The sequence below is a fragment of the Rhizobium sp. R711 genome (assembly GCF_002211365.1).
Classification (GTDB): Bacteria; Pseudomonadota; Alphaproteobacteria; order Rhizobiales; family Rhizobiaceae; genus Rhizobium.
Genome location: NZ_LOKZ01000012.1, coordinates 157,046 through 181,747 on the forward strand (window position 1 = coordinate 157,046; position 24,702 = coordinate 181,747).

General features: G+C 60.5%; 24 protein-coding genes. 9 read left to right on the forward strand and 15 right to left on the reverse strand.

The window, feature by feature from the left end; translation table 11 throughout:
* Nucleotides 1-50: 50 nt before the first annotated feature.
* From thiC to ATY80_RS14225, 6 genes are all read left to right on the forward strand, one after another.
* The gene (gene thiC / locus ATY80_RS14200) at nucleotides 51-1,877 is read left to right on the forward strand and encodes a phosphomethylpyrimidine synthase ThiC (protein ID WP_088693038.1); all 1,827 of its coding nucleotides are present in this window, start codon (nucleotides 51-53) and stop codon (nucleotides 1,875-1,877) included.
* A 1-nt stretch (nucleotide 1,878) separates the two neighbouring features.
* The gene (gene thiO / locus ATY80_RS14205; protein ID WP_088693039.1) at nucleotides 1,879-2,853 is read left to right on the forward strand and encodes a glycine oxidase ThiO; all 975 of its coding nucleotides are present in this window, start codon (nucleotides 1,879-1,881) and stop codon (nucleotides 2,851-2,853) included.
* Nucleotides 2,850-3,047 carry a sulfur carrier protein ThiS gene (gene thiS, locus ATY80_RS14210; RefSeq protein ID WP_088693040.1) on the forward strand — a complete coding sequence of 66 codons (198 nt, stop codon included), beginning with the start codon at nucleotides 2,850-2,852 and terminating at the stop codon, nucleotides 3,045-3,047. Before thiO ends, thiS begins: the two co-directional genes overlap by 4 nt.
* Nucleotides 3,048-3,049: 2 nt before the next feature.
* Complete coding sequence (locus tag ATY80_RS14215; RefSeq protein WP_088693041.1) at nucleotides 3,050-3,823, forward strand: thiazole synthase; 774 nt, start codon at nucleotides 3,050-3,052, stop codon at nucleotides 3,821-3,823.
* Nucleotides 3,820-4,449, forward strand: coding sequence for a thiamine phosphate synthase (locus tag ATY80_RS14220; protein WP_088693042.1), 630 nt, complete (start codon nucleotides 3,820-3,822; stop codon nucleotides 4,447-4,449). The genes ATY80_RS14215 and ATY80_RS14220 overlap by 4 nt, the downstream gene beginning before the upstream one ends.
* A gap of 117 nt (nucleotides 4,450-4,566) precedes the next feature.
* The gene (locus ATY80_RS14225; protein WP_088693236.1) at nucleotides 4,567-5,892 is read left to right on the forward strand and encodes a glucoamylase family protein; all 1,326 of its coding nucleotides are present in this window, start codon (nucleotides 4,567-4,569) and stop codon (nucleotides 5,890-5,892) included.
* Here ATY80_RS14225 and ATY80_RS14230 read toward each other — a convergent pair whose 3' ends face one another.
* The 6 genes from ATY80_RS14230 to ATY80_RS14255 all read right to left on the reverse strand — a co-directional run bounded on the left by ATY80_RS14230 (nucleotide 5,893) and on the right by ATY80_RS14255 (nucleotide 13,727).
* Nucleotides 5,893-6,933, reverse strand: a complete 1,041-nt coding sequence (locus tag ATY80_RS14230) for an ABC transporter ATP-binding protein (RefSeq protein WP_088693043.1) — start codon at nucleotides 6,931-6,933, stop codon at nucleotides 5,893-5,895.
* Entirely contained in the window at nucleotides 6,930-8,486 is a 1,557-nt protein-coding gene (locus tag ATY80_RS14235) for an iron ABC transporter permease (RefSeq protein WP_088693044.1), read from the reverse strand. The genes ATY80_RS14230 and ATY80_RS14235 overlap by 4 nt, the downstream gene beginning before the upstream one ends.
* A gap of 174 nt (nucleotides 8,487-8,660) precedes the next feature.
* Nucleotides 8,661-9,689 (reverse strand): iron ABC transporter substrate-binding protein, encoded by a 1,029-nt coding sequence (locus tag ATY80_RS14240; protein WP_088693237.1) that lies wholly within the window; start codon nucleotides 9,687-9,689, stop codon nucleotides 8,661-8,663.
* Between the two features lie 136 nt (nucleotides 9,690-9,825).
* Nucleotides 9,826-10,815 (reverse strand): Ldh family oxidoreductase, encoded by a 990-nt coding sequence (locus ATY80_RS14245; RefSeq protein WP_088693045.1) that lies wholly within the window; start codon nucleotides 10,813-10,815, stop codon nucleotides 9,826-9,828.
* 73 nt (nucleotides 10,816-10,888) lie between these two features.
* Nucleotides 10,889-12,427: an aldehyde dehydrogenase family protein gene (locus ATY80_RS14250; protein ID WP_088693046.1), complete on the reverse strand. Its 1,539-nt coding sequence runs from the start codon at nucleotides 12,425-12,427 to the stop codon at nucleotides 10,889-10,891.
* Between the two features lie 16 nt (nucleotides 12,428-12,443).
* Nucleotides 12,444-13,727: an FAD-binding oxidoreductase gene (locus tag ATY80_RS14255; RefSeq protein WP_088693238.1), complete on the reverse strand. Its 1,284-nt coding sequence runs from the start codon at nucleotides 13,725-13,727 to the stop codon at nucleotides 12,444-12,446.
* Between the two features lie 220 nt (nucleotides 13,728-13,947).
* Between ATY80_RS14255 and ATY80_RS14260 the strand changes: the two genes are divergently transcribed.
* Both ATY80_RS14260 and ATY80_RS14265 read left to right on the forward strand, forming a co-directional pair.
* Nucleotides 13,948-14,838, forward strand: a complete 891-nt coding sequence (locus ATY80_RS14260) for a LysR family transcriptional regulator (protein ID WP_088693047.1) — start codon at nucleotides 13,948-13,950, stop codon at nucleotides 14,836-14,838.
* Nucleotides 14,839-14,905: 67 nt separating this feature from the next.
* The gene (locus ATY80_RS14265; RefSeq protein ID WP_016556708.1) at nucleotides 14,906-15,142 is read left to right on the forward strand and encodes an Lrp/AsnC ligand binding domain-containing protein; all 237 of its coding nucleotides are present in this window, start codon (nucleotides 14,906-14,908) and stop codon (nucleotides 15,140-15,142) included.
* Between the two features lie 39 nt (nucleotides 15,143-15,181).
* On the opposite strand, the gene ATY80_RS14270 is transcribed toward ATY80_RS14265, so the two are convergent.
* The 7 genes from ATY80_RS14270 to epmA form a co-directional block, all read right to left on the reverse strand.
* Nucleotides 15,182-17,656 carry a glycoside hydrolase family 2 protein gene (locus tag ATY80_RS14270; protein ID WP_088693048.1) on the reverse strand — a complete coding sequence of 825 codons (2,475 nt, stop codon included), beginning with the start codon at nucleotides 17,654-17,656 and terminating at the stop codon, nucleotides 15,182-15,184.
* 15 nt (nucleotides 17,657-17,671) lie between these two features.
* The gene (locus ATY80_RS14275) at nucleotides 17,672-18,634 is read right to left on the reverse strand and encodes a DUF1839 family protein (protein WP_088693049.1); all 963 of its coding nucleotides are present in this window, start codon (nucleotides 18,632-18,634) and stop codon (nucleotides 17,672-17,674) included.
* An 8-nt stretch (nucleotides 18,635-18,642) separates the two neighbouring features.
* The gene (locus ATY80_RS14280) at nucleotides 18,643-19,551 is read right to left on the reverse strand and encodes an amino acid--[acyl-carrier-protein] ligase (RefSeq protein WP_088693050.1); all 909 of its coding nucleotides are present in this window, start codon (nucleotides 19,549-19,551) and stop codon (nucleotides 18,643-18,645) included.
* A 4-nt stretch (nucleotides 19,552-19,555) separates the two neighbouring features.
* On the reverse strand, nucleotides 19,556-20,737 hold the full coding sequence (locus tag ATY80_RS14285) for an acyl-CoA dehydrogenase family protein (protein WP_088693051.1): 1,182 nt from the start codon (nucleotides 20,735-20,737) through the stop codon (nucleotides 19,556-19,558).
* Complete coding sequence (locus ATY80_RS14290) at nucleotides 20,738-20,989, reverse strand: acyl carrier protein (protein WP_088693052.1); 252 nt, start codon at nucleotides 20,987-20,989, stop codon at nucleotides 20,738-20,740.
* Between the two features lie 260 nt (nucleotides 20,990-21,249).
* Nucleotides 21,250-22,299 carry a lysine-2,3-aminomutase-like protein gene (locus tag ATY80_RS14295; RefSeq protein WP_088693053.1) on the reverse strand — a complete coding sequence of 350 codons (1,050 nt, stop codon included), beginning with the start codon at nucleotides 22,297-22,299 and terminating at the stop codon, nucleotides 21,250-21,252.
* Complete coding sequence (epmA, locus tag ATY80_RS14300; protein WP_088693239.1) at nucleotides 22,296-23,363, reverse strand: EF-P lysine aminoacylase EpmA; 1,068 nt, start codon at nucleotides 23,361-23,363, stop codon at nucleotides 22,296-22,298. The genes ATY80_RS14295 and epmA overlap by 4 nt, the downstream gene beginning before the upstream one ends.
* A gap of 151 nt (nucleotides 23,364-23,514) precedes the next feature.
* Between epmA and efp the strand changes: the two genes are divergently transcribed.
* Nucleotides 23,515-24,084, forward strand: a complete 570-nt coding sequence (gene efp, locus ATY80_RS14305) for an elongation factor P (protein WP_018855880.1) — start codon at nucleotides 23,515-23,517, stop codon at nucleotides 24,082-24,084.
* A 167-nt stretch (nucleotides 24,085-24,251) separates the two neighbouring features.
* Here the strand turns inward: efp and ATY80_RS14310 are convergent, their stop codons facing one another.
* Nucleotides 24,252-24,515, reverse strand: a complete 264-nt coding sequence (locus tag ATY80_RS14310; RefSeq protein ID WP_007794616.1) for a YMGG-like glycine zipper-containing protein — start codon at nucleotides 24,513-24,515, stop codon at nucleotides 24,252-24,254.
* Nucleotides 24,516-24,542: 27 nt separating this feature from the next.
* Nucleotides 24,543-24,698: a DUF3309 family protein gene (locus ATY80_RS14315; RefSeq protein ID WP_088693054.1), complete on the reverse strand. Its 156-nt coding sequence runs from the start codon at nucleotides 24,696-24,698 to the stop codon at nucleotides 24,543-24,545.
* Nucleotides 24,699-24,702 lie beyond the last annotated feature (4 nt).

The window sequence follows — 24,702 nt, forward strand, 5'->3', positions numbered from 1 at the left end:
ATTCCGGCTGAGGACTGGGTCTCCAAACCTAAAACTTGGAGCCTCAAACCATGAATATTGCCGCAAAGAACATCACCCCGACCGTTACAACAGGCCCGCTGCCGGCATCCCGCAAGCTCTACATCCCGGGGGACATCCATCCCGATATCCGCGTGCCGATGCGGGAGATCAGCGTGCACCCGACATCAGGAGAACCGCCGGTTACGGTCTACGATTCCTCAGGGATCTATACGGTTGAAGGCGCTGACATCCGCATCGAGCAGGGGCTTCCGGAACTGCGCCGGAATTGGGTGCTCGCACGTGGCGATGTCGAAGCCTACCAAGGCCGCCAGGTGCGCCCCGAGGATAACGGCTTCGCCAGCGGCGAACGGCTGACGCCGGAATTCCCCGCCAAGCGCCAGCCACTCCGCGCCAAGGACGGCAAGGCCGTCACGCAGCTCGCCTACGCCCGCGCCGGCATCATCACGCCGGAGATGGAGTTTATCGCAATCCGCGAAAATCTCGGCCGCAAGGCGCAGGCGGAAAAGCTCACGCGTGACGGCGAGAGCTTCGGCGCCCGGATTCCGGATCACGTCACCCCGGAATTCGTCCGGCAGGAAGTGGCTGCGGGTCGGGCGATCATCCCCGCCAACATCAACCACCCCGAATCCGAACCGATGATCATCGGCCGGAACTTCCTGGTGAAGATCAACGCCAATATCGGCAACTCCGCGGTCACCTCTTCCATGGCGGAAGAGGTCGAGAAGATGGTCTGGTCCGCTCGTTGGGGCGCCGATACCGTCATGGATCTCTCCACCGGCCGCAACATCCACAACATCCGCGAATGGATTATCCGCAACTCGCCGCTGCCGATCGGCACCGTTCCGCTCTACCAGGCGCTGGAGAAGGTCGAGGGCATTGCCGAGAACCTGACCTGGGAAGTCTATCGCGATACCCTCATCGAGCAGGCGGAGCAGGGCGTCGACTACTTTACCATTCACGCCGGCGTACGGCTTCACTATATCCCGCTGACCGTCAACCGCGTCACCGGTATCGTCTCGCGCGGCGGCTCGATCATGGCGAAGTGGTGTCTTCATCACCATCGGGAAAGCTTCCTCTACGAGCATTTCGAAGAGATATGCGACATCTGCCGCGCCTATGATGTCTCGTTCTCGCTCGGCGACGGCCTGCGTCCGGGTTCGATCGCCGATGCCAACGACGCCGCGCAATTCGCAGAACTAGAGACCCTCGGAGAACTGACAAAGATCGCCTGGGCCAAGGATTGCCAGGTCATGATCGAAGGCCCCGGCCATGTGCCGATGCACAAGATCAAGGAAAACATGGACAAGCAGCTCGCCGTCTGTGGCGAGGCGCCCTTCTATACGCTCGGGCCGCTCACGACAGATATCGCGCCGGGCTACGACCACATCACTTCGGGCATCGGGGCTGCGATGATCGGTTGGTTCGGCACGGCAATGCTCTGCTACGTCACCCCGAAAGAGCACCTTGGCCTTCCGGACCGCAATGATGTGAAGACCGGCGTCATCACCTACAAGATCGCTGCCCATGCCGCCGATCTCGCAAAGGGGCACCCGGCCGCTCAGGTGCGCGACGATGCCCTGTCACGCGCCCGCTTCGAATTCCGCTGGGAGGATCAGTTCAACCTGTCGCTCGATCCGGAGACGGCCCGCAGCTTCCACGACGAAACGCTGCCGAAGGAAGCCCACAAGGTGGCGCACTTCTGCTCGATGTGTGGCCCGAAATTCTGCTCGATGCGGATCTCGCACGACATCCGCGCCGAGGCACAGAAGGAAGGACTCGACGCCATGGCGGCAAAATACCGCGAGGGCGGCGATCTCTATATGCCGATCCACACCGTCGACCAGTCGCGTGACTGAGATGCATGTCCTTGTCAAAGGGGCCGGCGTTGCCGGCCTCGCGGTCGCGCACGAGCTCAGCGTTCGCGGTGCCGACGTCACTGTTGTGGATCCGCGTCAAGGCCCCAGCCAGACAGCCTCCTGGCTCGCTGGCGGCATGCTCGCGCCCTGGTGTGAGCGAGAAAGCGCCGACGAAGCCGTGTTGCTGCGTGGCCGCGATGCCATCGACCGGTGGGACGTGATGCTGCCGGGCGAGGTACACCGGAACGGAACGCTGGTCATTGCCCCTGCACGCGACCAGGGCGAACTCGATCGCTTCGCCGATCGCACAAGCGGCCGTGAATGGCTGGGCGAAGAGCAAATCGCCACATTGGAGCCAGCTCTGGCAGGCCGCTTCCGGCGCGCGCTTTTCTTCCCGCTCGAGGGCCATCTCAATCCAAGGCGCGTGCTGGGTCTGCTGCGAGAAAAGCTCACCGCCCGGCGTGTCACTTTCATTGCCCAAGTGACCGAAAGCACCGACCATGATGATATCATCGATTGCACAGGCGCAGCGCGCATCGGGCAAACGAACGGACTTCGCGGCGTTCGCGGCGAAATGCTCTATCTGGAGACTCCTGAGGTTCACCTCAGCCGACCGGTCCGCCTGCTCCACCCTCGTTTCCCGGTTTATATCGTTCCTCGTGGAGATGGCCTCTTCATGGTGGGCGCCACGATGATCGAGACAGAGTTCGGCGGCCCGATCTCGGCACGTTCAATGATGGAGCTGCTGAACGCTGCCTATGCCGTGCATCCCGCCTTTGCGGACGCGGCCGTCGTCGAAACCGGGGTCGGCGTCCGACCGGCGTTCGCCGACAATTTTCCCCGAGCGACCCGCGAGCGTGATGCTGTCGTGCTCAACGGTCTCTATCGCCACGGCTTCCTGCTGGCACCCGCGATGGCGGAGGAGGCCGCGGACCTTGTCTTCTCCCGAACCGAAATAGGAGGAAGTAACCGATGAGATTGATCGTCAATGGCGAGCAACACGACCTGATTGCCGCGACGTTGTCGGAGTTGCTGACGCTGATGGAATACGAAGGCGACTGGTTGGCGACCGCCGTAAACGGCGAAATCGTCCACCGCGAGGATCGTGCCGACCACGCGCTTAGCGACAATGACAGGATCGAAATCCTGTCGCCGATGCAAGGGGGCTGACCATGTTGACACTTTACGACACTGAAGTCTCTTCCCGTCTGCTTCTCGGTACCGCACGATATCCATCACCCGCGATCCTTGCAGGGGCCGTCAAACGGTCAGGAACGGAGATCGTCACCGTCTCGCTTCGCCGCGAGACCGCCGGCGGACGAAGCGGTGGTGCCTTCTTCGAAATGATCCGCGCGCTTGGCGTTCGCGTTATGCCGAATACAGCCGGCTGTCATGGGGTTTCAGAGGCCGTGCTGACAGCCAAGATGGCGCGCGAGTTGTTCGGCACCAATTGGATCAAGCTGGAGGTGATCGGCAACCACGATACGCTTCAGCCAGACGTTTTCAGCCTGGTGGAGGCCGCACGCATCCTTTCAGCCGAAGGCTTTAAGGTCTTCCCCTACACGACTGACGACCTCGTGGTGGCGGAGAAGCTGCTCGAAGCGGGTTGCCGGGTGCTGATGCCCTGGTGCGCCCCGATCGGCAGCGCCGCGGGACCGCTGAACCTCTCTGCTCTGCGTTCCATGCGCGCACATTTTCCTGACGTTCCGCTCATCGTCGACGCCGGCATCGGCCGGCCGTCGCACGCGACATCAGTCATGGAACTCGGCTTCGATGCCGTCCTCTTGAATACCGCCGTCGCCGGTGCGGGCGACCCTGTTGCCATGGCCAATGCATTTGCCAAGGCGATCGACTCCGGCCACGAGGCTTTCGGTGCGGGCATGCTCGAACCACGCGATGTTGCTGTTCCGTCGACACCCATCATCGGAAAGGCCGTCTTTGCATGAAGCTCGATCCCTTCTATCTTATCGTCGACAGTGCCGAATGGATCGCGCGGCTAGTGCCGCTCGGGGTCAAGCTTGTGCAGCTACGGATCAAGGATAAGGAACCGGCCGAGCTGCGCACCGAAATCCGAACCGCAAAGGCAATTTGCGCCGCACATGGCTGCCAACTGATCGTCAACGACTACTGGCAGCTTGCTATCAATGAAGGATGCGATTTCGTCCACCTCGGTCAGGAGGATCTGGAAGCGGCCGATCTCGGCACCATTCGAGCGGCCGGCCTGAAGCTCGGGCTGTCCACCCACAACGATGCCGAGCTCGAGACAGCGATGGCGGCAAAGCCGGACTATGTCGCGCTCGGTCCGATCTATCCGACCATCCTCAAGCAAATGAAGTGGTCGCCGCAGGGACTTGAGCGCCTCCGCATATGGAAAGCGCGCATCGGCGACCTGCCGCTCGTCGCTATCGGCGGGCTGAACGTCGATCGAATCGAGGGCGTTTTGTCTCGGGGCGCCGACAGCGCTGCCGTCGTGACGGATATTACCCTGAGCCCCGATCCGGAGACACGAACGCGGCAGTGGCTTGCTGCCACCGCTTCTTGGCGCGGGGTGGAAATGCCCTTGGGTCGGTAGCAGACCAGAACGACCTGATGGGTCGTTCAGTCGCAACGCCTTCAAAAATGATTGATTTGCGGATCGCGCTTCACCATGTTGAACCGGGGACTGGACAACAAGTTGGGCTTGGCACGTATGTTACAACGGACCGAGGAAACGGACGCCGCGCTGATCGACAGGCTTCAGCAAGGCGCATTTAATTATTTCCCGAAGCACTACAATCCGGACAACGGCTTGGTCCCGGACACGTCCATCGCGGGCGTTCCCTGCAGCATCGCCGCGGTCGGCTTTTCCCTGTCGTCCTATGCCGTCGCTGTCGAGCGTGGCTGGATGCAGCGCTCCGAAGCGATCGACTACACGCTGAAGACGCTTTGTTTCTTTGCCAACGGCCACCAAGGTCGCGAGCGGCACGCGATCGGCTATCGCGGTTTCTTCTATCACTTCCTGCATATGGACACCGGCCACCGCGCCTGGAACAGCGAGCTGTCGACGATCGACACCACGCTTCTCGTGGCAGGCATGTTGACCGCCGCGGCCTATTTCGACCGCAACACCGAAGCCGAAACGGAGATTCGTAGGCTCGCGAGTTTGGTCTACGAAAGAATCGACTGGCACTGGGCGCTGAACAAAGGCCAGACCGTCTGCATGGGCTGGAAGCCGGGCAGTGGCTTCCTGCGCTGGCGCTGGCAGGGCTACGACGAAGCGATCCTGCTTTATACGTTGGCGCTCGCTTCCCCGACGCATCCAATCCCGGCGTCGAGCTATGATGCCTTTACCGCGAGCTATTCGTGGATGCTTTTCGGCGATCAACCTTATGTCTATGCCGGCCCGCTCTTCATTCATCTTTTCTCGCATGCCTGGATCGATTTCCGCGGAATCCAGGACAAGGCAATGGCCGAGCGCAACTGGGATTATTTCCGCAACACGCAGGTATCGATCGCCGTGCAGCGGGACTATGCGCAGCGCAATCCCGGCCATTTTGTCGGTTACAGCAAGGACATCTGGGGGCTGTCTGCCTCGGACGGCCCGCCTCCGACCCCTAACATGCGTGGCGGTCGCCATCCGCGCGTACTCGGCTATGCAGCGCGTGGCGCACCGCTCGGACCAGATGACGGCACGATCGCACCCTGGGCAGCACTCGCATCGCTCCCATATGACCGCCAAGCGTCGCTCGATGGCCTTCGCGCCCTGATATCGACCTATCCGAACCTGCTCTACGAGGATCGCTTCCCCGGTGGATTCAACCCGACCGTCAAGACCAAGCGGCCTGAAGGCTGGGTCGACGACCGCTGCGTCGGCATCGATCAGGGTCTTCTGGTCATGACGATCGAAAATGATCGCTCGGACTTCATCTGGGGCCTTGTGCGCCGTTCACCGGTCATCCGACGCGGTCTTGAGCTAGCAGGATTTAGCGGTGGCTGGTTATCGGAAGATGAGAGTTCCGAACTGAAGATCGCCTGATCAGCGACTTCCGAGAACGTGCGCCTTGCCGGCGATGTCGAGACGAACATGATCTCCGCGCTCCGGAAGCGCCACGCTCGACGTCTTGACCATGATCGGCGGAAGGGCGACGCCTTCAAGCGACACCGCGACGGTGCAGGTCGCCCCGCCGAATTCGACCTCCACGACCCGTCCGCGATAGGTCTGCGCGCTTTCATCGGGAACGACCCTGATCTGTTCGGGCCGCAGCATGATCTCGACCTTGCCTTTATGGCTGCCGTCGACAGCGACGCGGCCGAGCGCACAATCGGCAAAACCATTGCGAACAATGGCCGGAAGCATAACCGCGTCTCCGAGAAAAAGAGCTGTCTCGCGATCAATGGGCTGCAAATAAACCGATTGCGGTGAACCCGCCTGGATCAACCGGCCTTCTCGCAGGACGGCGACCTGATCAGCAAAGGACAGCGCTTCCGCCTGGTCATGGGTGACGAGGATCGTCGTGATGCCCGCCGACTGGAGAACGCGCGCGACGGCCTTGCGCATACTCTCGCGCAGACCGGTATCGAGAGCCGAAAACGGTTCATCGAGCAGCATCAGGCGCGGCTTGCGACCGAGCGCGCGGGCAAGCGCCACGCGCTGCTGCTGGCCGCCGGAAAGCTGGTGCGGCCGGCGGGTGAGCATGTTGCGGTCAAGCTCGACCATATCGAGCAGGTCGATAATGCGTCGTTCGCGATCGGGCGCGCCGCGCTCGAAGCCGAAACCGATATTGTCGGCGACGCTCAGATGCGGAAACAGCGCGCCATCCTGCGACACGATACCGATGCCTCGCTTGTGCGCGGGCACCACCACCGGACCGTCCGCCAGAAGCTCGCCGCTAAGCGTCACACGGCCGTCATCAGGCTGCTCGAAACCGGCGATGATGCGCAGCAGCGTCGTCTTGCCCGACCCCGAAGGCCCGACCACGGCCGTGCGGCTCCCGGCGGCGACATCGAGTGAAATGTTCTGCAATGCCTGAACATGTCCGTAGCGCTTGCTGATGCGATCGATCGTAAGCAGCGTCATTGTCCGGCAGTCCGTTTCGATTGGGCATAGAGGAGAAGGGTGAGCGGCAGCGATAGCACGACCATCATGAATGCGTAAGGCGCCGCTGCCACGTAGTCGATCTCGCTGGTCAGCGACCAGAACTTCGTCGCAAGCGTTTCCACTCCATTCGGCGCCAGCATCAACGTCGCGGTGAGTTCGTTGGTGATGCCGAGACCAACAAGCGCGACGCTGGCCGCCGCACCCGGCGCGGCCAGCCGCATGGTGATCTGCCTCACTGCCTGGGCGGGCGTGCGGCCAAGGCCCATTGCGGCACGCTCCAGCTCCACCGGCGCCTGCGCGATACTGGCGCGCAGGCCCACCATGGCACGCGGCAGAAACAGCAGGATGTAGGCAGCAACAAGGGTCGCAAAGGTCTGATAGAGGGGCAGAACGAGACGGACCGTAATCGTCACCAGCGCCAATGCGACAACTACGCCCGGCAACGAGCCCACATAGTAGTGGCAAGCCTCGAGCAGGCGCTGCAGCCGTCCCGGCGCGCGGACGGAAAGCCAAGCCATTGGCGCGGCAGCAATCGTCGCAAGCACGCCGCCGGCAAGCGCGAGAACGATAGTTTGCACAAACGCATTGCCGACCGCGTCGACGCGCCAGACCCCGAGCCCACCGAGATAGAGCCATCGCACCAGCGTCACCAAGGGAACGCCGAGCGTCAAAGCCGCGAGACCCACCTGAAGTACGATCGCCGGCACTATGAACCAGCCAAGCCGACGGCGATCCGCCGGCCGCGCCGAGCCGGATCCGACACGGGCATATCGCTCGTTGCCGCGCAGCAGGATTTCCAAGCCGAGCAGAAACAGGCAGCAGCCGACAAGAACACCACCCAGCATGTTGGCAGCCGGGCTATTGTAGGCGGATTGGAACTGATCGACGATCGCCGTTGCGAAGGTGTCGAAACGGATCATCACGAAGAGACCGTACTCCGACAGCAGATGCAGCGCGATCAGCAGCGAACCACCGCAGATGGCGAAGCGCAATTGTGGCAGGATGGTGCGGAAGAACAAACGCCAAGGCCCGAGGCCAAGGGAAGAAGCGGCGTCCTCAATCGCGGGGTCAAGCCGGCGCAGGGCAGCGGCGACCGGCAGATAGAGAAACGGGAAGTACGCAAGCACGGAAACGAAGACGCCGCTCTGCAGCCCGCGCATGCCGGGGGCGAGGCTGATCCACGCGTAGCTATGGACGAAGGCCGGCACCGCGAGCGGCGCAACCGCCAGCCACGACCACAGCCGCGCGAAGGGTATATCCGTCCGCTCGACCAGCCAGGCCAGTGTCACGGCAAGAGCGATCGACAGTGGAATGGTAAATGCTTCCAGCAGCACCGTGTTGACGAGCAGCTCGCCAACGCGCGCGCGGAACACCAATTCCTTGACGGTCTGCCAACCGACATCGAAGGTTATCCAGCCTATGAAACCGAGCGGCACCAGACTGAACAGCGCCACAACGGAGGCAAAAAAGATGACGGCAGCGTGGGGCAGACGTGCACGCAGCCGATCTATTCCCGCCACCGACCGCGCCATCGGCCTTTCATGACCGGGAACAAGCAATCTGTTGTCCTGCAGCAAGGCCGCGCCTTCATACGCTGAAAAAGGAAGGCAACCGCCTATGATAGGCGGTTGCCGATTTCGTCATGCCCTACGTTTTTCTTGAGCCAAAAGCAACAGTTTTGACCCGCAGGGCCTCTGACAGAAAGACTAGATGATGCCAGCGGCTGTCATCAATTCCGTCACCTTCTTGCTGTTCAGCTTGGCCGCATCGACCTTCGGTGCATTGAGGTCAGCCAGCGGAACGAGCTTGTCATTCGATGCCGCATCCTTGCCGATGGCATATTCATAGGACGTGCCGTTCTTAAGGATGTCCTGGCCGGGCTTGCCGGTAACGAACTTCAGGAAGGCCTGAGCTTCCTTGGCATGCTGGCTCGACTTCAGAACGCCGCCGCCGGAGATGCTGACGAAAGCACCCGGATCCTGATTCTTGAAGTAGTGCAGGGCAACGTTCTTGCTGTTTTCACCAGTCTTCGCCTGATCGCCGAACCAGTAATAGTGATAGATGACCGCGCCCTCGACTTCGCCGGCGTTGACCGCCTTCATCGCGACGCTATTGCCCTTGTAGGGCGTGGAGTTTTCCTTGAGCGCCTTGAGCCAAGCCGTCGTTGCTTCCTCACCCTTGAGTTCGAGCAAAGCGCTGACAATCGCCTGGAAGTCAGCGCCCGCCGGCGAAGCGCCCCAACGACCCTTCCAGGCCGGATCCGCGAGGTCGAGCAGCGACTTCGGCAACTTGTCCTCAGTCAGCTTCGTCTTGTCATAAGCAAAAACCGTTGAACGAGCAGCAATGCCGGTCCACATGCCGTCAGACGGGCGATACTGCTCGGGGACCTGAGCCAGCGTTTCCTTGTCGACCGGCGCAAAGAGGCCAGCTGCATCGACCAGCGTCATGGCTGGAGAGTTCTCCGTCAGGAAAACGTCGGCCGGCGACGCATCACCTTCCTGAACGATCTGATTGGCGAGCTGCATGTCGCCGCCTTGGCGCATCGTTACCTTGATGCCGGTTGCCTTTGTGAAGGCATCGATCCACTCGCGCCCAAGGCTCTCATGCTGAGCATTGTAGACGACAATGCCTTCAGATTCCTGCGCCAGAGCGGTGCCAGTGGCGAGCGAAGTTGCGGCAACGAGCGAAGCGGCAAACGCCAGCGCGCCGGAAAGGCGGTTAAGGGAAGTTTTCATGAAGCCCTCCATGGTGTTTCACCCGAGATCCCGGGATGTTGGAGCCCGTATATTTTTGTTGATTTGGTATTTCAAGTTTTAGTGACGGCACAAGCATCACAAATACTTGAAACAGTTCATCAACATTAGAATCGTTCTAGAGCGCGCAGATCGCGGCAATGACCTCGTCTTCCACGTCAATGCCGTGTTCCAGGGCCTGCTGCCGTGCCGTTTGACCCCGACGCCCGGGAAGCCGGACGCCGGGGTCTGACGAGATCTCGTCTACAAGTGCGGCCAATCGTTCGGCCACACCACTTCCACCGCTGGCGGTCGGGTTGATGACAACAAGCATCTGCCCGAGGCCGGGTGCCGAACCCTTATCGTCGAAAAGCGAGGAGGACTCGAAGGAGAAATTGGCCCCTGTCAGCGCGCCGGCAAGGAATTCGACCATCATCGCCAACGCGGCACCCTTGGCTTCTCCCGATGGTGCCATCGTCCCCTCGAGTGCCGCAGCCGCATCCGTCGTCGGCTGGCCATTTCGGTCAAAAGCCCAATCCGCAGGAATAGCGACACCCTTTTGGCGTGCTGCCATCACCTTGCCACGGGCAACGCGCGAAAGCGCGAGATCAATGACGAGGGGGTCGGCTGCCGGGATCGGCGCGGCGAACGCGATCGGATTCGTTCCAAAGACGGGCTTGCGCCCACCCCAGGCGGCCATGGACGCGGTGGCATTGGCAACCATCAGAGCGACAAACCCCATTTCCGCAAACCGCTCGACGGTCAAGGCGAGGACGCCGGCGTGGTGGGAACGATGAACCGCCGCTAAAGCGATGCCCTGCTGCCCGACAATCTCCGGGAGAATCGAGGCTACGAGATCGAAGGCCGGATAGGCGTAGCCGTGGCAGGCGTCGATCCGCACGACCGCGGGAAACAGCCTTTCGAGCCGCGGCTTGGCAAATCCGTCGACTTTGCCCGCCTTGGCCTGCTTCGCGTAAGCCTCGACGCGGCGCAGGCCATGGCCGCCTTGTCCGGCCGCCTCGGCGGCAACGAGAGCCCTGGCAACCGATCGCGCATTGGCCTCGTCCACACGATTGCGCGTCAAGGCTTCGATAACCAGCGTTTCCGCCGCAGCTAGGGTGAAATGCATGGCGACCTGCAGAAAAGAAAAGGGGTGATGACGTGTTATGTCATCACCCGTTCGGCTGCAATGCAGGCAATGATCATTCGACGTCGAACTTTACGCCCTGCGCAAGCGGCAGTGTCTTGCCGTAATTGACTGTGTTCGTCGCCCTGCGCATATAGGCCTTCCAGGCATCCGAGCCGGACTCGCGGCCACCGCCGGTTTCCTTCTCGCCGCCGAACGCACCACCGATTTCGGCTCCCGACGGACCGAGGTTGACGTTGGCAATGCCACAATCGGAACCGCGCGCCGAAACAAAGGTTTCAGCCTCACGCATATCATTCGTGAAGATCGAAGAAGAAAGCCCCTGCGGCACCGCGTTATGGAGCTCCAACGCCTGATCGAAATCCGTGTACTTCATCACGTAGAGAATTGGCGCAAATGTCTCATGCTCGACAGGACCGCTCTGTGCGGGCATTTCAACGAGCGCCGGACGGACATAGAAAGCGTCTCCGGCACCGTTTTCGACGCGCTCGCCACCGGTAACCTTGCCGCCGGCGGCCCTCGCTTGCTCGAGAGCCGACTGCATGTTCGTAAAGGCATGCTTGTCGATGAGAGGCCCGACAAGCGTCCCCGTTTCCAGCGGGTTGCCGATCGAAACCGAGCCATAGGCCTTCTGCAGGCGCGGAACGAGCTTGTCGTAGACGCTCTCGTGAACGAACAGGCGGCGCAGCGTCGTGCAGCGCTGACCGGCGGTCCCCATGGCGGAAAAGGCAACGCCACGCAGCGTCAGGTCAAGATCGGCCGTCGGGCAGATGATCGCGGCATTGTTGCCGCCGAGTTCGAGGATCGATCGCGCAAAGCGCTGTGACAGGCGGGGACCGACAACGCGGCCCATGGCCGTCGACCCCGTCGCCGAGACCAGCGGCACCTTGGGATGGTCGACAAGCACTTCCCCGACATCGCGTCCACCGATGAGCAACGTCGAAAGGTTCGCAGGCGCGGCCCCGCCTTCGGCGACAAACCGCTTCAATGCCTTCTCAAACAGCGCCTGAACGGCAAGCGCCGTCAGCGGCGTCTTCTCCGAAGGCTTCCACACTGTTGAGTTACCGCAAACCAGCGCCAAGGCAGCATTCCACGACCAGACAGCGACCGGAAAATTGAAGGCAGAGATAATGCCGACGACGCCCAGCGGGTGCCAGCTTTCCATCATCCGGTGCTCGGAGCGCTCCGTTGCAATGGTAAGACCATAGAGCTGGCGCGACAGGCCGACGGCAAAGTCGCAGATGTCGATCATTTCCTGGACTTCGCCGAGCCCCTCGGAGGTGATCTTGCCAACCTCGATCGAGACGAGCCGGCCGAGAGCGGCTTTTGCCGCGCGGAGCTCTTCGCCGAGCAGGCGCACGAGTTCGCCGCGCTTCGGAGCCGGAACGGCCCGCCACTCGAGGAATGCCTTGTGCGCCGCCTCGATGGCGTCCTTTGCTTCTGAGGCAGAGTGCTCCTTCAGTGCACCGATCTCCTTACCGGTGACTGGAGAGGTAACGCGAAGCGTGCCGCCGATATAGCGGTCGGCGCTGACGCCCAGTTCCGTGAGCAGTTTTTTCGTCTCGGCGGCGAGATCAAGTGCAGAAATGGTCATGGTTCAACCTCGGTTCTCAAAAGCGGGCGTCGGCGAAATGGGCGACTTGGGCACCGGCTTCGTACCACATTTCCTTCAAGGCGCGGAAGCTCGGCTCGGACGGCGCGGTAAGCGGTAGTGGCAGGTCCGCTTCCGTCGTCTGCCCCAGGATAAGCTGGGCAAGCGTGCGGCCGAAAACGGTGCCCGGCGCGATCCCGCGACCATTATAGCCGGAGAAGCCAACGACATTCGGCGCGAACCTGTGGAAGCGCGGCAGCGCATTGTCGGTCATCCCGATCTTGCCATACCACTCGCATTCGAACTCGACATCGCCAAGCTGCGGAAAGAGCTTCTTCAAAGAGCGTTTGGCCCAGGCCGTGTGGATGCCAAGCCCAGTATTGCGTAAAGCGCCGACACTGCCGAACACCAGGCGCCCGGCCTGGTCCATGCGATAGGAGGAGAGGATTTCCTTCGTGTCCCAAACTCCTTCGCGCCCGGCAAGGATCGAGCGGCGCAAATTGTCGCCAAGTGGCCGGGTCGCAAGATTGAAATAGGGCAGGTGGACCTGCTCGTTGCGCACCGCTTCCCAGGGACCCGTGCTGTATGCATCAGTCGCCACGATGATCCAGTCAGCCGTCACCTCGCCCTTTGCGGTCCTCACGGTCCAGCGGTTGCCTTTCGGCTCGGTCGCTATCACGGGGCTCGAAGTATGGATTGAAACGCCGGCCTTGACCGCCGCATGCGCAAGGCCGCGGGCATAGGCGAGCGGCTGCAGCGTGCCGGCGCGCATATCTAGCAATGAGCCCGTATAGGCACTGCTGCCAACACGCTTGGCCGTCTCCGCCGCGTCGAGCAACGTCACAGGCGCTCCGCGCGCCGCCCACTGCTGCACGCGATCTTCGATCTCCTTCAGTCCACTCGCGCCGACAGCGACGTGAAGCGTTCCGTTCCGTTCGAGTTCACAGGCAATGCCGTGTCTGTCGATCAACTCCATCACGAGCTTTGGTGCATTGCCCAACAGGTCGAGCAACCGTTCGCCGTAGACCGGGCCGAGAACGCCCGGGAGGTCGTCCGGCATGACCCACATGCCGGCATTGATGAGGCCAACGTTGCGGCCCGCTCCGCCGAACCCGATCTCCTTGGCGTCAAGCAATACGACCTTCGAGCCCGCTTCCGCCAGATGGAGACTGGAGGAAAGTCCGGTATAGCCGCCCCCCACAACAACGACGTCGGCGCTCACGGCGCCAGCCAGCGACGGTGTCACAGGTGGCTGGGGAGCGGTTTTTTCCCAGAGGCCGTGGGAACGGGGATCGTTCAGCATTCGATCAAAATCCATCCATTAGGCAGGCAACATTCTAGCGCCGTGCGATTGCTTGTAAAACCGCTGATACAGGCTGCCGATCGCTGCCAGGAGCAGCAAACCCGGCCGGTCGATCGCATTCCAGTTCATTCCGATTCCGTCAGATGGATTACTTTACAAATCCGGATAAGCCGTAAATATCGACATTTGCGAAATAGCTTATTCTGAAATGGAATGATGGATGCTGCCATCACGACGCTTTCTTCCGTCGACGTCCTTGCTTGTTGCCTTCGAGGCGGCATCTCGCACTGGTAGCGTGACGGCAGCCGCGCGCGAACTCGACCTCACGCAGAGCGCCGTCAGCCGCCAGATCAAGGCGCTGGAGGAGCAACTCGGCGTCGAACTGTTCGTGCGCGAGCGCCAGACCGTGCGACTGACGCTCGCCGGCGACGGTTACGCCCGCGAAATACGCGAGGCACTGCGACGCATTTCAAGCGCGTCGCTGAACCTGCGCGCAAATCCGCATGGAGGTACGCTCAATCTGGCCATTCTCCCCACCTTCGGGACGCGATGGTTGGCGCCCCGGCTGGGTAGCTTCCTCGCCGCCAATCCCGGGGTAACGATCAATCTCATCACCCGATTGTCACCCTTCGACTTCCGCCTCGATTCGATCGACGCGGCTATTCACTTCGGTCACGCGCATTGGCCTGGCGCGGAGCTGACGTTTCTCATGTCGGAGAAGACCGTCCCGGCCTGCAGCCCCGAGTTTTGCACCCGGCACGCGATCAACACTGCGCAGGATCTGCTCGAAGCTCCACTGCTGCACCTGACGACGCGCCCGGATGCATGGGAGCGGTGGTTCGCAGACAATGGTGTGAGCTTTCAAAGCGTCCACGGTATGCTCTTTGATCAGTTCGCGACAGTCGCCCAAGCGGCGGTGGCCGGTCTCGGCGTTGCGCTGCTACCGACTTTCCTTATTCAGGATGAGCTGAAACGTGGTGACCTGGTCGCAGCCATTGATCGCGAAACGGAAAGCAGTGAGCACTACTATCTTGCCTATCCGCCGGAACGAGCCGATTACGCCCCGCTGGAGGCATTTCGCGCCTGGATCGTTCGTGAAGCCGCGATCTGAAGCTTGCGCCGACAGGGCGCTTTCGAGCATTATGCGCCGAACCAGAATGTGATGCAGGAACCTCCCCATGAAGCCAATTTTCGTTCAGCTCCAATGCGCGCCAGGCAAGACCTACGAAGTCGCCGATGCCATCTATCAGACCGAGCGCGTTTCGGAACTCTATTCGACGAGCGGCGATTATGACCTCCTGCTCAAGGTCTACATCGAAGAGGGGCAGGACATTGGCAAGTTCATAAACGATAACATCGCCAACATCCCCGGCATTGTGCGCTCGCTGACAACCCTGACCTTCAAGGCCTTCTGAGCAGCCGTTTGAAACGCCTTCCGGTCTCCCGCGAGGGCACTAAAACGAGACGGCCCGTGAACTGCCGACGCTTGTAATCTCACCGGAAGGCGCTTCTCCATCCGCCGACCCCGATAGTGGAAGCAACCGGACCCGTTTGGCAGCGCCGGGGGCAAGATGAAACCAGTCGTCGTCGGGTCGATAGCCATCGACACTGACGTGAACGGACTGCGCGAACCTGTCGGCTGCGATATCGAGCCCCCATGCATCGTTCTGTCGCGTCACCGCCACCTGGATTTCAGCATCATGGAAGGCCTTAGAGCGCCCCAACGGAAAATGGAAGGCGTCGGCAACCACTGGACCGCCATCCGGCAGGCGCAAGCGAGCAACGGTGACGTCATGGGAAGGCGGGCCGAAGCGGAAGGCGTAAGTCGTGTCGAAAAACGCGCCAAAGAGATCGGTGGCGGCAAAGGTCTCGCAACTCCTTGGGGCCAAAGCCAGAATACGGCCGCCGCTGACGGCGTGCTGCCTGCCGTGCCGCAAGCAAACAAGCTCGAGATCAAGCTGAAGAGCGTTCTCGGTCTCGTTCAGCACGTGGATATCGAGGCCATTCGTGCCTTCGTCCGTGACGACAACCTGCACCGGCCGGAACGCGCGACCTAGCGCGTACCAGATGGGTTTCGGCTCGCCGGTCGAATCAATCACACCCCAACCAGGGCCAGGCATCAAATCCTGCAGTGTCCAGACCAGTGCGCCGTTGCAGGTCGATTCCTTGCGTCGCCATTCGGCAAAGGTCGCCTCGGCCACTTCGCCGGTGACGACACGGGAAAGGTCGAGGTACCGCTCGCGATTCTCACGACGGAGGCGCGCCGGATCCTCGCCATAGAGTTCTGCCAGATAGAAATCCCTGACGTCCTCGAAATCCCACGAGGCGCCACGATCGCGGGGAACCCGCGATTTCCATAGCGGACTGTGGACTGGCGGCACGTCCAGATGGCGTTGCAGCGTTCTCTGCTGCGGCACGTGGGCGAAAGCCAGGCTCTCGGCCGCGAAGCGAATGTTTGCTCGGCGCGCGTCATCAAGCGGTCGCATGTAGGCGCCAACGCCGTAGTAGTGGGTGACCCCAACATTCGGAGAAAACGGCATTGCGCCGCCCGAAGGTGAATTTGGCACATACGGGACGTCGGGCCGCATGCGCCCGGCAATCGCCGGAATGATCTCCTCCGTGATCGGACCCGACCAATAGTCCTGCGGCAATCCAAGCATGGCCGCCTGCTGGTAGATCTCGCTGCCGCCGCACAAAACCGCCAGCGACGGGCATCCCTGGACGGCATGCAGGAATTCCTCGACCTCCGCGTGGACATGCGCCGTCAGAGCTTTGTCGTTCTTCGGATAGTCAAAATTGGCGAACATGAAGTCCTGCCAGACAAGCAGGCCGAGTTCGTCGCAGAGTTGAAAGAACTCCGGCGTCTCATAGACCATCGTCCCGCCGATACGAATCATGTTCATGCCCGCCTCCGCGGCAAGGCGTAGGAACGGCTCGTAATCCGCTCTGTCGCCCGGCAACCGAACGATATCGGCGGTCGTCCAAACAGCACCACGGCAGAAGATGCGCTCGCCGTTGACCAACAGTGCAAAATCATCTCCGTGGGCGCCACGATCGACGTCGATCCGCCGAAAACCTGTTCGCCCTGCGTGATGGGCAACACCGTCAACGACAATCGAGTAATCGTAAAGTTGAGGCGCGCCGTGCGTGTGCGGCCACCAGAGATCGACGTCCTTCAGCTTCAGGATTGCCGAGTAGTGGCTCTCTCCAATCTTTTCGAAGGCCTGCTCGCTCTCTCCACACCGAAGCGTCAAATCCGGATTGTCGACATTCGTGTGAAGCGAAACGCTCAACCGCCCGGTACCGTCCGCCTCAAGCATGGCACGAATGGCGACATTGTCGATCGAAACGACATCGCGGCGCACGAGCGTGATGGGACGCCACGGACCAACCGCATGAATTTCCGGACACCAGCCCGGCATCCGCCCAAGCAAGGTCGTGCGAACATTCTTCAAGCCTTGCGGCGTGATCATTTGCGGACGCCAGCGTGCGCGTGGGCCGGGTTCGGCCAGCTTCGGCGCCAAGGCTCGGAAGCAAAGCGCCAGCTCGTCGCCGCCGGAGAGCGTCACCGGTATCTCATGCATGGTGAACATGCTTTCCGACGCCAGTATCTCCTGGCCATTGAGAAAGACATGGCACAGCGTAGCCAAGCCCTCGAAGCGCAGGATCACATCGCCGGGCTGCGCGTCAAAAAGGCGGCAGAGGTACCACGCGTCGCGGGTATCGAGCGGCTCCGGATTTTCACGATCGAAGCGTCCCGCCTTTTCCAATGCCGAAGCGACAGTCCCCGGCACTTCGGCAGCGATGAACTGAGCGGACAAGGGAATATCATGAGGCGTTGCGCACGCGCCCGGCTCCGTAAGAACCAGATTCCAGCCTTCGGCGAGCAGAGTTTCCTCTGCACCGACACTCGCCAACCGTCCCCGCATGCTAGACTCCCGGCTTCACAAGCGCTCCTTGAGCGAAGCCATCATGGAATCCCATGCATCGGCTGCCGGATCAAGCGCTGTGCGCAGTGGATCATACTTCTTCCGCGTCACGGCCCGGGCGAGCTGGAACTGCACTGACTTTGCAACTTCGGAAATCCGGCGCGCATCAGCGATGGCGGACGAGAATTCATTGGCAGAGAGCCAGGCAAGATGATTACCGGCAAGTTCGAAATTGGCGCCAAACTGGCGTAGCGTGTTGAACGCATACTTGTGAAAGAAACCAAACGGTCGCTCTGCCACTGCTTCCACCTGCTGCGGAAACACTTCGGCGAAAGCCCGGATAGGATTCGAGACCGGCCGGCGACCGAAGTGAAGTCCGAGGAGTTTGCGCGCCGTGGCGCTGACATGCGCAGCATCAGGAATACGGGCGGGAAGCTTTGCAAATTCCGTGTACGGAAGGAACGGCGGATCTTCTGGCGTCAGATGAAGCTGGAACAGCCCGTCGAAGTCTTCGCCCTCGAGATGAAAATAACCACCGTTATGAAAGTACTCGACGCGCTTTCCGGCAAGATCGAGCCTGTTGATTGCCACGGTGGTCTTGCCATGCTCGGTCCGATAGGCAGTGCCCTGTGTGTCGGGCATATAAAACGAGTCCATCTCGATCAGGCAAAGGCGCCCGCGTGCAATCTGCACCTCGATGTGCCGTTCGACGCGGTCGAAGATGGCAAGTTCGGTGACACGGATGTCGTAGAGTGCCTCAAGATCCTCGAGGGGCACCTTGAAGAAGGTGAATTGATCGCCCTCGAAGTCCTGCGTGAGCGTGAAGCCAAGCATCGCCTCCGGCGCGGTGCCGACGGCGTTCAGCACTTCGATCCAGAGGTCGACATAGCAATTGGTTTCAGGCCACATCCGCTCACTGGAATGCAGCGGATGCGGCTGATAGCCGTCCGGGTGGACCCACGGAAAGACGGCTCTCATCGCTTCGCTCAGCTCCACAGCGCTTGACGCACCTTGGAAGGCCAATGCTTGACCTCGAGCCCGTGGTGATGGAACAGCGCGAGCGCGATGCGCTCAAGGCCGAAGCCAACGCAAGCCGTGTGCGCAACGCTGCCGTCTTCGAGATATAGCTCCCATTTCGTGCCAAACGCATCCTGATGGTAGTTGAAGCTCATGCAGGCCGTCGGCTTGGCAACCGAAGTGATCGGAATGAGCAGTTCAAATTTCAGGTTCTGATCGCGCTGATTATTGGCCAGCATTTTGCCGGCGCGGCCAAAGAACGGGTCGTTCGCGACATCAATCGTCACATCCAGGCCGACTGCCTTCATCATTTCGACGCCGCGGTCCATCCAGCGTTGCCGGAAATCCGTGACATGCTGCTCCGTACCCATGCAAATGTATTCACGCATGCGGAAAAGCTGCTGGCGCGCGGGATCCCGCGAAGGCTCGTGGCGGAAGCAATAGGATTGCAGATCGAAGAGACCGCCGCCCATCGGCAGTTTGCCGCGGCGAGCAACAGTCGGATAGAGCGGATAGCACGCAGCAGGAGTCAAAACGATGTCGGTTGCCTGCTGATCCTTCGTCCAGTCATCGCCCACCTCCATGCACTGAAGGAGGCTGATGTGGTCGAGTTCACTGCCGCAGAAACTGTGAACCGTGCCCGCGAGCTGCGGGAAGCTCTTCATGTAACCGCTCTTCTCGAAGAAGGCACGGTTCATTCCGGGCGGAAAACGCATCGCTTCAGCGCCATCGGCGCCGCCGAACTTGTCGATCAGGCGCTCGAAGGCGGCAATCACGTCTTCAAACTGTCCGCTGCGTCCGTAAAGACCGTCAACGCCCGTATCGATCAAGAGACCCGATTCAAAAAGCCTGTCCAGAAACGTTGTCTGCACGTCCATGTCGTCACCCCAGTAAGCTAGTGTCCTGCTTGTGGACAAGAAGCATGCTCGACGTGTTGCCGAGGATGCGGTCGTTCGAGATCATGAGTTGTGCGGAATGGGAGTCGCGCAGATGCCGGCCGACGCTGAATGGCGTGCCGTTCTTGTAGCCCATGATCCCACAAATCAGCATCGCGTGATTGACGATCTCGAGAATCGTCTCCGACGAGGCAATCTTCACGTTGTTCATCGTGACGGCAAAGCCCATCGAGGAAAGCTTGTCCGCGTCGCTCTTGGCATCTTCGTAGGCCTTCAGGCCGGCAACGACGTTCGAGCGAACCATCTGCAGAAGGTTGGAGACCTCGGCCAACCGCAGGGCTCCGGGCGGTGGCGCCCCTGGTGACTTGCGCGCAGCTGCTCGCACGAACGCCTGGGCGCGACCCACAGCGTCGACGGCGATGCCATACCACACGCCGCTCCAAAGAAGGTGCGACGACGCCAGCATCGATTGGGCCGCGATCTCCGCGAAGGGCTTCGGAAGGATTTGTGCTGCGGGCGCCTCGCCTTTGAAGAGGAAGCCATCCGAGCACGTGCCCCGCATGCCGAGCGTATCCCATGCGTGGGTTTTTTCCAGCGTGTACTGCTCCTTGAGAAAAACGGTCAGAGCCTGATCGGAAGAAGCCGCATTGGCATGGGCGCGCGACGTAATCATGATCGCATCGGCGTAGGAGCCGTAGGATATGACGGTGGCGTCTTTCTCCAGACGGCAGGTATCGCCGTCCACCTCGATCGCGCAGATGCTGTTCCTGAGGTTGCCGCCAATGCCACCTTCGGTCGTCGCCGACCCAATCAGCAATTGCTCGGCGGCCACGCGTTGCATAAAGGCCCGATGCCATTCGCTCTCGGCGCCGTGCTCGACCAGGCTGCAAAGCTTGATGTGATGCATGGCGAAAACCATGGCAGCCGCAGAACACGCCTGCCCAAGCATCGAGCACAGTTCGGCGATCCCTGCGATCGTCGCGCCTTCGCCACCGAAGTGGCGTGGAATCTGAATTCCGAGCAACCGCTCGGCCCTCATGGCCTCCACTGCTTCGTGTGGGAACCTCCCGTCAAAATCGACGGAGTCCGCATGCCTTGCCGCGATCGCGGACACGCGGGCGACTCTGGCGGCAAGATCTTCTTCCGTGATTTTGACCGGAAAGTTCATTTAGGCGACCTTCCGGCTATCTTTGATCTGGTCGACGGTCTTCGCGATCGCCGAAATGCTGGCAAAAGACTTGCGATTCAGGAGATTGTCAGGAAATTCGATGTCAAAGGCTTCTTCGATGCCAAGCATAAGCTGCACCGAAGCGAAGGAAGTGAGGCCCACCGCATAGAGGTCGGCATCGTCGGCGACCTGGTCAACAGGAACGGGAAGCTTTCCGAATTTGACCAGGAGCTCACGGATCGTAGTATTCATTATGACTTCTCCAAGATGATCATATCTCGAGTGGCGAAACTGCCTTGTTCTCGCGATAGGCGTAGTCTGGAAAAGACAAAATTCTCCTAAATGACGTAGTTAAAGTGAGCTAATCACCTCAGCTAAATTCTTAGAAGAAAAACGGTATGAAGCGGAACTTACGTTGGATTTCAAAATCTTGACTGAGTTATATATTTTCGCGCCATCAGAGGTCTGGCAACACAGTGTCCAAGAACAACACTTCGCTCGCACCTTTCTTACTAAGCTACCGGCGGATATAAGTGCTCGACACCGCGATAGTCCGAAACAGAATAGCAACCTTCACCCATCTCTCTGATCGACCGTTCGCCTATCACGGCCTTTCCATGGCCACCGGGGATATCGAGTATGTAGGTGGGTTGGCAGAGGCCGGAAATCCGGCCGCGCAGAGCGGCGACTATCTTCTGTCCTTCTTCGATCGTCAGTCGAAAATGGCTTGTGCCGGGAGCCAGGTCCGGATGGTGCAGGTAGTAAGGTTTTACACGCGTCTCAACGAAGGCCTTCATCAACTCTGCAAGTACAGTCGGATCATCATTGACGCCCTTCAGAAGCACCGACTGGCTGACCATGACCATTCCGGCATCAATCAGGCGGGCACATGCCGCGCGCGCCTCATCGCTCAGTTCGCGCGGATGATTGGCATGCAGCGCCACGTAGACGGTCTTGCCGCTCGCTCTCAGAGCAGCAATCAAGGCCGCATCTACCTTTGAGGGATCCACCACGGGAACGCGTGTGTGGAACCGCACGATCTTCACGTGGTCGATCGATGCCAGTTCGCGAAGGATTTCTTCCAGCCGACGCGGTGACAACACGAGCGGATCACCACCCGTCAGGATCACTTCCCAGATTTCCTTATGCTCGCGGATATAAGCAAAGGCTGCCGACATTGCCTTGGGGTCAAGCGTGCCCAAGCCTTGCGGACCAACCATCTCACGGCGAAAGCAAAAGCGACAGTAGACCGGGCATACATGCACGGCCTTCAACAGCAGCCGATCAGGATAGCGATGAACGATCCCCGGTACGGGACTATGAGCTTCGTCACCGATGGGGTCGGCGCGCTCTTCGGGCGCGACGATAAGCTCTGCCGCGTCAGGCACGAATTGACGCGCAATCGGGTCCGCATCATCAGCACGGTCGATCAAACCGGCGACGGTCGGAGTCAATGCAATAGCGTAGCGTGCGGCGACGTCAGCCAACGCGTCCCGGTCTCTCTGACCCAGCCCCGCGCGTTCCAGTCCCTCGACAGTCTTGATCGGCCCGATACTGCTCATCTGCTGTACTCCGCGACCGGCGTCCACATCACCTGATCGATCCGCGACGCCCCGGTTGCCAACATCACCAACCGATCGAAGCCTAGAGCGATGCCGCTTGCCTCGGGCATGATTGCAAGTGCGTCCAGAAAATCCTCGTCGAGAGGATAGCTTTCGCCGTAGATGCAGGCCTTCTCAGACATCTCGATCTCGAAGCGGCGACGCTGTTCGGCCGGATTGGTAAGCTCGCCGAAGCCGTTTGCAAGCTCGACGCCGCAGGCATAGACCTCAAAACGCTCCGCAACACGGGGATCACGCGCGGAGGGGCGCGCCAATGCTGCTTCCGACACCGGATATTCGTCAAGAATGGTCACTCGACCGAAACCCAGATGCGGCTCGACCTTTTCGACAAGTACGCGGCTGAACAAATCCGCCCAGCCATCGTCGCCGGCGACACGCATGCCGATCCGCTTCACCTGGTCAGCGAGATGCGCCCGATCCGTCGCACCATCGGCGGAAACGGAGGCCAGCAGATCGATGCCCGCGTAGCGTTCGAAGGCTGCGGCAACGCTTATCCGGTCCGGCCCGGCAAACGGATCGCAGTCCCGGCCCTTATAGGTGAGCCGCGCCGTCTTCATGGTTTCCGCGGCAAGTGCCAGAATCCGAACGCAGTCCATCATCAGGCTCTCATAGCTTTCACCCACGCGATACCACTCAAGCATCGTAAATTCCGGATGATGCAAGGGTCCACGTTCGCGGTTGCGATAAACGTGCGCAAAACAGGCGATGCGGTGCTCGCCGGCCGAGAGCAGTTTCTTGCAGGCGAACTCAGGCGAGGTGTGCAGGTAAAGCGGTGCCGCCGTCTGGCCGTCCGTCGTCAAAGCCTCGGTGGCAAATGCGTGAAGATGTGCCTCGTTGCCCGGCGACACCTGTAGCGTGGCGGTGTCGACCTCAAGAAAATTCTCGCTCAGGAAGTAGCCGCGCAGTGAAGACTGGATCGCATTGCGTCCAATCAGGAACGGGCGGCGGTCCAAATGCACGCTCGGCGTCCACCACGGCGAGACTTTGGCGATCGAGGGATTCATTGGCATCATCCTGACCGACCTGTCCAACGCTGGGGCTGGCTATTTGCCGGATTTTAGGTTAGTTGCGCCCCCAAAGAACAATCAATCGCGTCTCCGGGGCTGTATCGACAGTCCTCTACGACGCCAAAAGCCGAGTTACAAGGAAGTCTTAATGGTCAAGGTCATCGCCTCTTCCGTCCGCAAGGGCAACGTTCTCGACGTGGATGGCAAGCTCTACGTCGTTCTGACGGCCCAGAACTTTCATCCAGGCAAGGGCACGCCGGTTACGCAGGTCGACATGCGTCGTATCGTTGACGGCGTCAAGGTCTCCGAGCGCTGGCGTACGACCGAACAGGTCGAGCGCGCCTTCGTCGAAGACGTGAACTTCCAGTATCTTTATGAGGATGGCGAAGGGTTCCACTTCATGAACCCGGCGACCTATGACCAGGTGGTCGTGAACGATGAAACGATGGGCGATCAGAAGGCCTATCTGCAGGAAGGCATGACCTGCATCCTGTCGATCCATGAAGGCGTTCCGCTTGCGCTCGAACTGCCGCGCCACGTAACCCTCGAAATCACGGAAACCGAGCCGGTTGTTAAGGGCCAGACGGCTTCGTCCTCCTACAAGCCGGCAATGCTGTCGAACGGCGTGCGCACCATGGTGCCTCCGCACATCAACGCCGGCACGCGCGTCGTTATCGCGACGGAAGACAATTCCTACGTCGAGCGCGCAAAGGACTGATCGTCCGCTTCAACGCTGAGAAACTACGGCCGCTTCGGAAACGACGCGGCCTTTTTCTTGTCAGTGGCTACATTCGTATCGCGACCACCGTTCAAACAAAAAGCGCCGGCTCAAGACGGCGCTTTCGATTTCAAAAATGATAATGCCGCCGAACGCCGGCCTAGGTTTTAGTAGCGCGGGCAACGTGCCTCGTAGCGACGGCCATACCGATCCCGGTAGACGCAATAGCCACGGCGCTCAACGGACTGGCCGATCAATGCGCCAGCAAGACCACCGGCAACAGCACCCACTGCAGCGCCACCCCAACTGTTGCTAACAGCACCACCGATAATAGCGCCTGTGCCGGCACCGATTGCGGTGCCCTGCTCGGTCGCCGTACAGGAAGCAAGTGCGCCAACGAGGGCGCCAATGAGTACAATTTTCTTCATCATGACATATCTCCCAGTTTTTTCCGTCGTTTAGATACGACCGAGCAGCACAAGAATAATAATAATCAGGAGAACTAGCCCCAAACCGCCCGAAGGTCCATAGCCCCATCCGCGGCTATAGCCCCAATTCGGTAGGGCGCCGATCAAAAGCAGAATAAGGATAATCAGAAGTATCGTGCCAAGCATGGTT

Coding starts and splice junctions, on each gene's coding strand:
- thiC (WP_088693038.1), top strand. CDS start 51: ATGAATATTGCCGCAAAGAACATCACCCCGACCGTTACAACAGGCCCG.
- thiO (WP_088693039.1), top strand. CDS start 1,879: ATGCATGTCCTTGTCAAAGGGGCCGGCGTTGCCGGCCTCGCGGTCGCG.
- thiS (WP_088693040.1), top strand. CDS start 2,850: ATGAGATTGATCGTCAATGGCGAGCAACACGACCTGATTGCCGCGACG.
- ATY80_RS14215 (WP_088693041.1), top strand. CDS start 3,050: ATGTTGACACTTTACGACACTGAAGTCTCTTCCCGTCTGCTTCTCGGT.
- ATY80_RS14220 (WP_088693042.1), top strand. CDS start 3,820: ATGAAGCTCGATCCCTTCTATCTTATCGTCGACAGTGCCGAATGGATC.
- ATY80_RS14225 (WP_088693236.1), top strand. CDS start 4,567: ATGTTACAACGGACCGAGGAAACGGACGCCGCGCTGATCGACAGGCTT.
- ATY80_RS14230 (WP_088693043.1), bottom strand. CDS start 6,933: ATGACGCTGCTTACGATCGATCGCATCAGCAAGCGCTACGGACATGTT.
- ATY80_RS14235 (WP_088693044.1), bottom strand. CDS start 8,486: ATGGCGCGGTCGGTGGCGGGAATAGATCGGCTGCGTGCACGTCTGCCC.
- ATY80_RS14240 (WP_088693237.1), bottom strand. CDS start 9,689: ATGAAAACTTCCCTTAACCGCCTTTCCGGCGCGCTGGCGTTTGCCGCT.
- ATY80_RS14245 (WP_088693045.1), bottom strand. CDS start 10,815: ATGCATTTCACCCTAGCTGCGGCGGAAACGCTGGTTATCGAAGCCTTG.
- ATY80_RS14250 (WP_088693046.1), bottom strand. CDS start 12,427: ATGACCATTTCTGCACTTGATCTCGCCGCCGAGACGAAAAAACTGCTC.
- ATY80_RS14255 (WP_088693238.1), bottom strand. CDS start 13,727: ATGCTGAACGATCCCCGTTCCCACGGCCTCTGGGAAAAAACCGCTCCC.
- ATY80_RS14260 (WP_088693047.1), top strand. CDS start 13,948: ATGCTGCCATCACGACGCTTTCTTCCGTCGACGTCCTTGCTTGTTGCC.
- ATY80_RS14265 (WP_016556708.1), top strand. CDS start 14,906: ATGAAGCCAATTTTCGTTCAGCTCCAATGCGCGCCAGGCAAGACCTAC.
- ATY80_RS14270 (WP_088693048.1), bottom strand. CDS start 17,656: ATGCGGGGACGGTTGGCGAGTGTCGGTGCAGAGGAAACTCTGCTCGCC.
- ATY80_RS14275 (WP_088693049.1), bottom strand. CDS start 18,634: ATGAGAGCCGTCTTTCCGTGGGTCCACCCGGACGGCTATCAGCCGCAT.
- ATY80_RS14280 (WP_088693050.1), bottom strand. CDS start 19,551: ATGGACGTGCAGACAACGTTTCTGGACAGGCTTTTTGAATCGGGTCTC.
- ATY80_RS14285 (WP_088693051.1), bottom strand. CDS start 20,737: ATGAACTTTCCGGTCAAAATCACGGAAGAAGATCTTGCCGCCAGAGTC.
- ATY80_RS14290 (WP_088693052.1), bottom strand. CDS start 20,989: ATGAATACTACGATCCGTGAGCTCCTGGTCAAATTCGGAAAGCTTCCC.
- ATY80_RS14295 (WP_088693053.1), bottom strand. CDS start 22,299: ATGAGCAGTATCGGGCCGATCAAGACTGTCGAGGGACTGGAACGCGCG.
- epmA (WP_088693239.1), bottom strand. CDS start 23,363: ATGAATCCCTCGATCGCCAAAGTCTCGCCGTGGTGGACGCCGAGCGTG.
- efp (WP_018855880.1), top strand. CDS start 23,515: ATGGTCAAGGTCATCGCCTCTTCCGTCCGCAAGGGCAACGTTCTCGAC.
- ATY80_RS14310 (WP_007794616.1), bottom strand. CDS start 24,515: ATGATGAAGAAAATTGTACTCATTGGCGCCCTCGTTGGCGCACTTGCT.
- ATY80_RS14315 (WP_088693054.1), bottom strand. CDS start 24,698: ATGCTTGGCACGATACTTCTGATTATCCTTATTCTGCTTTTGATCGGC.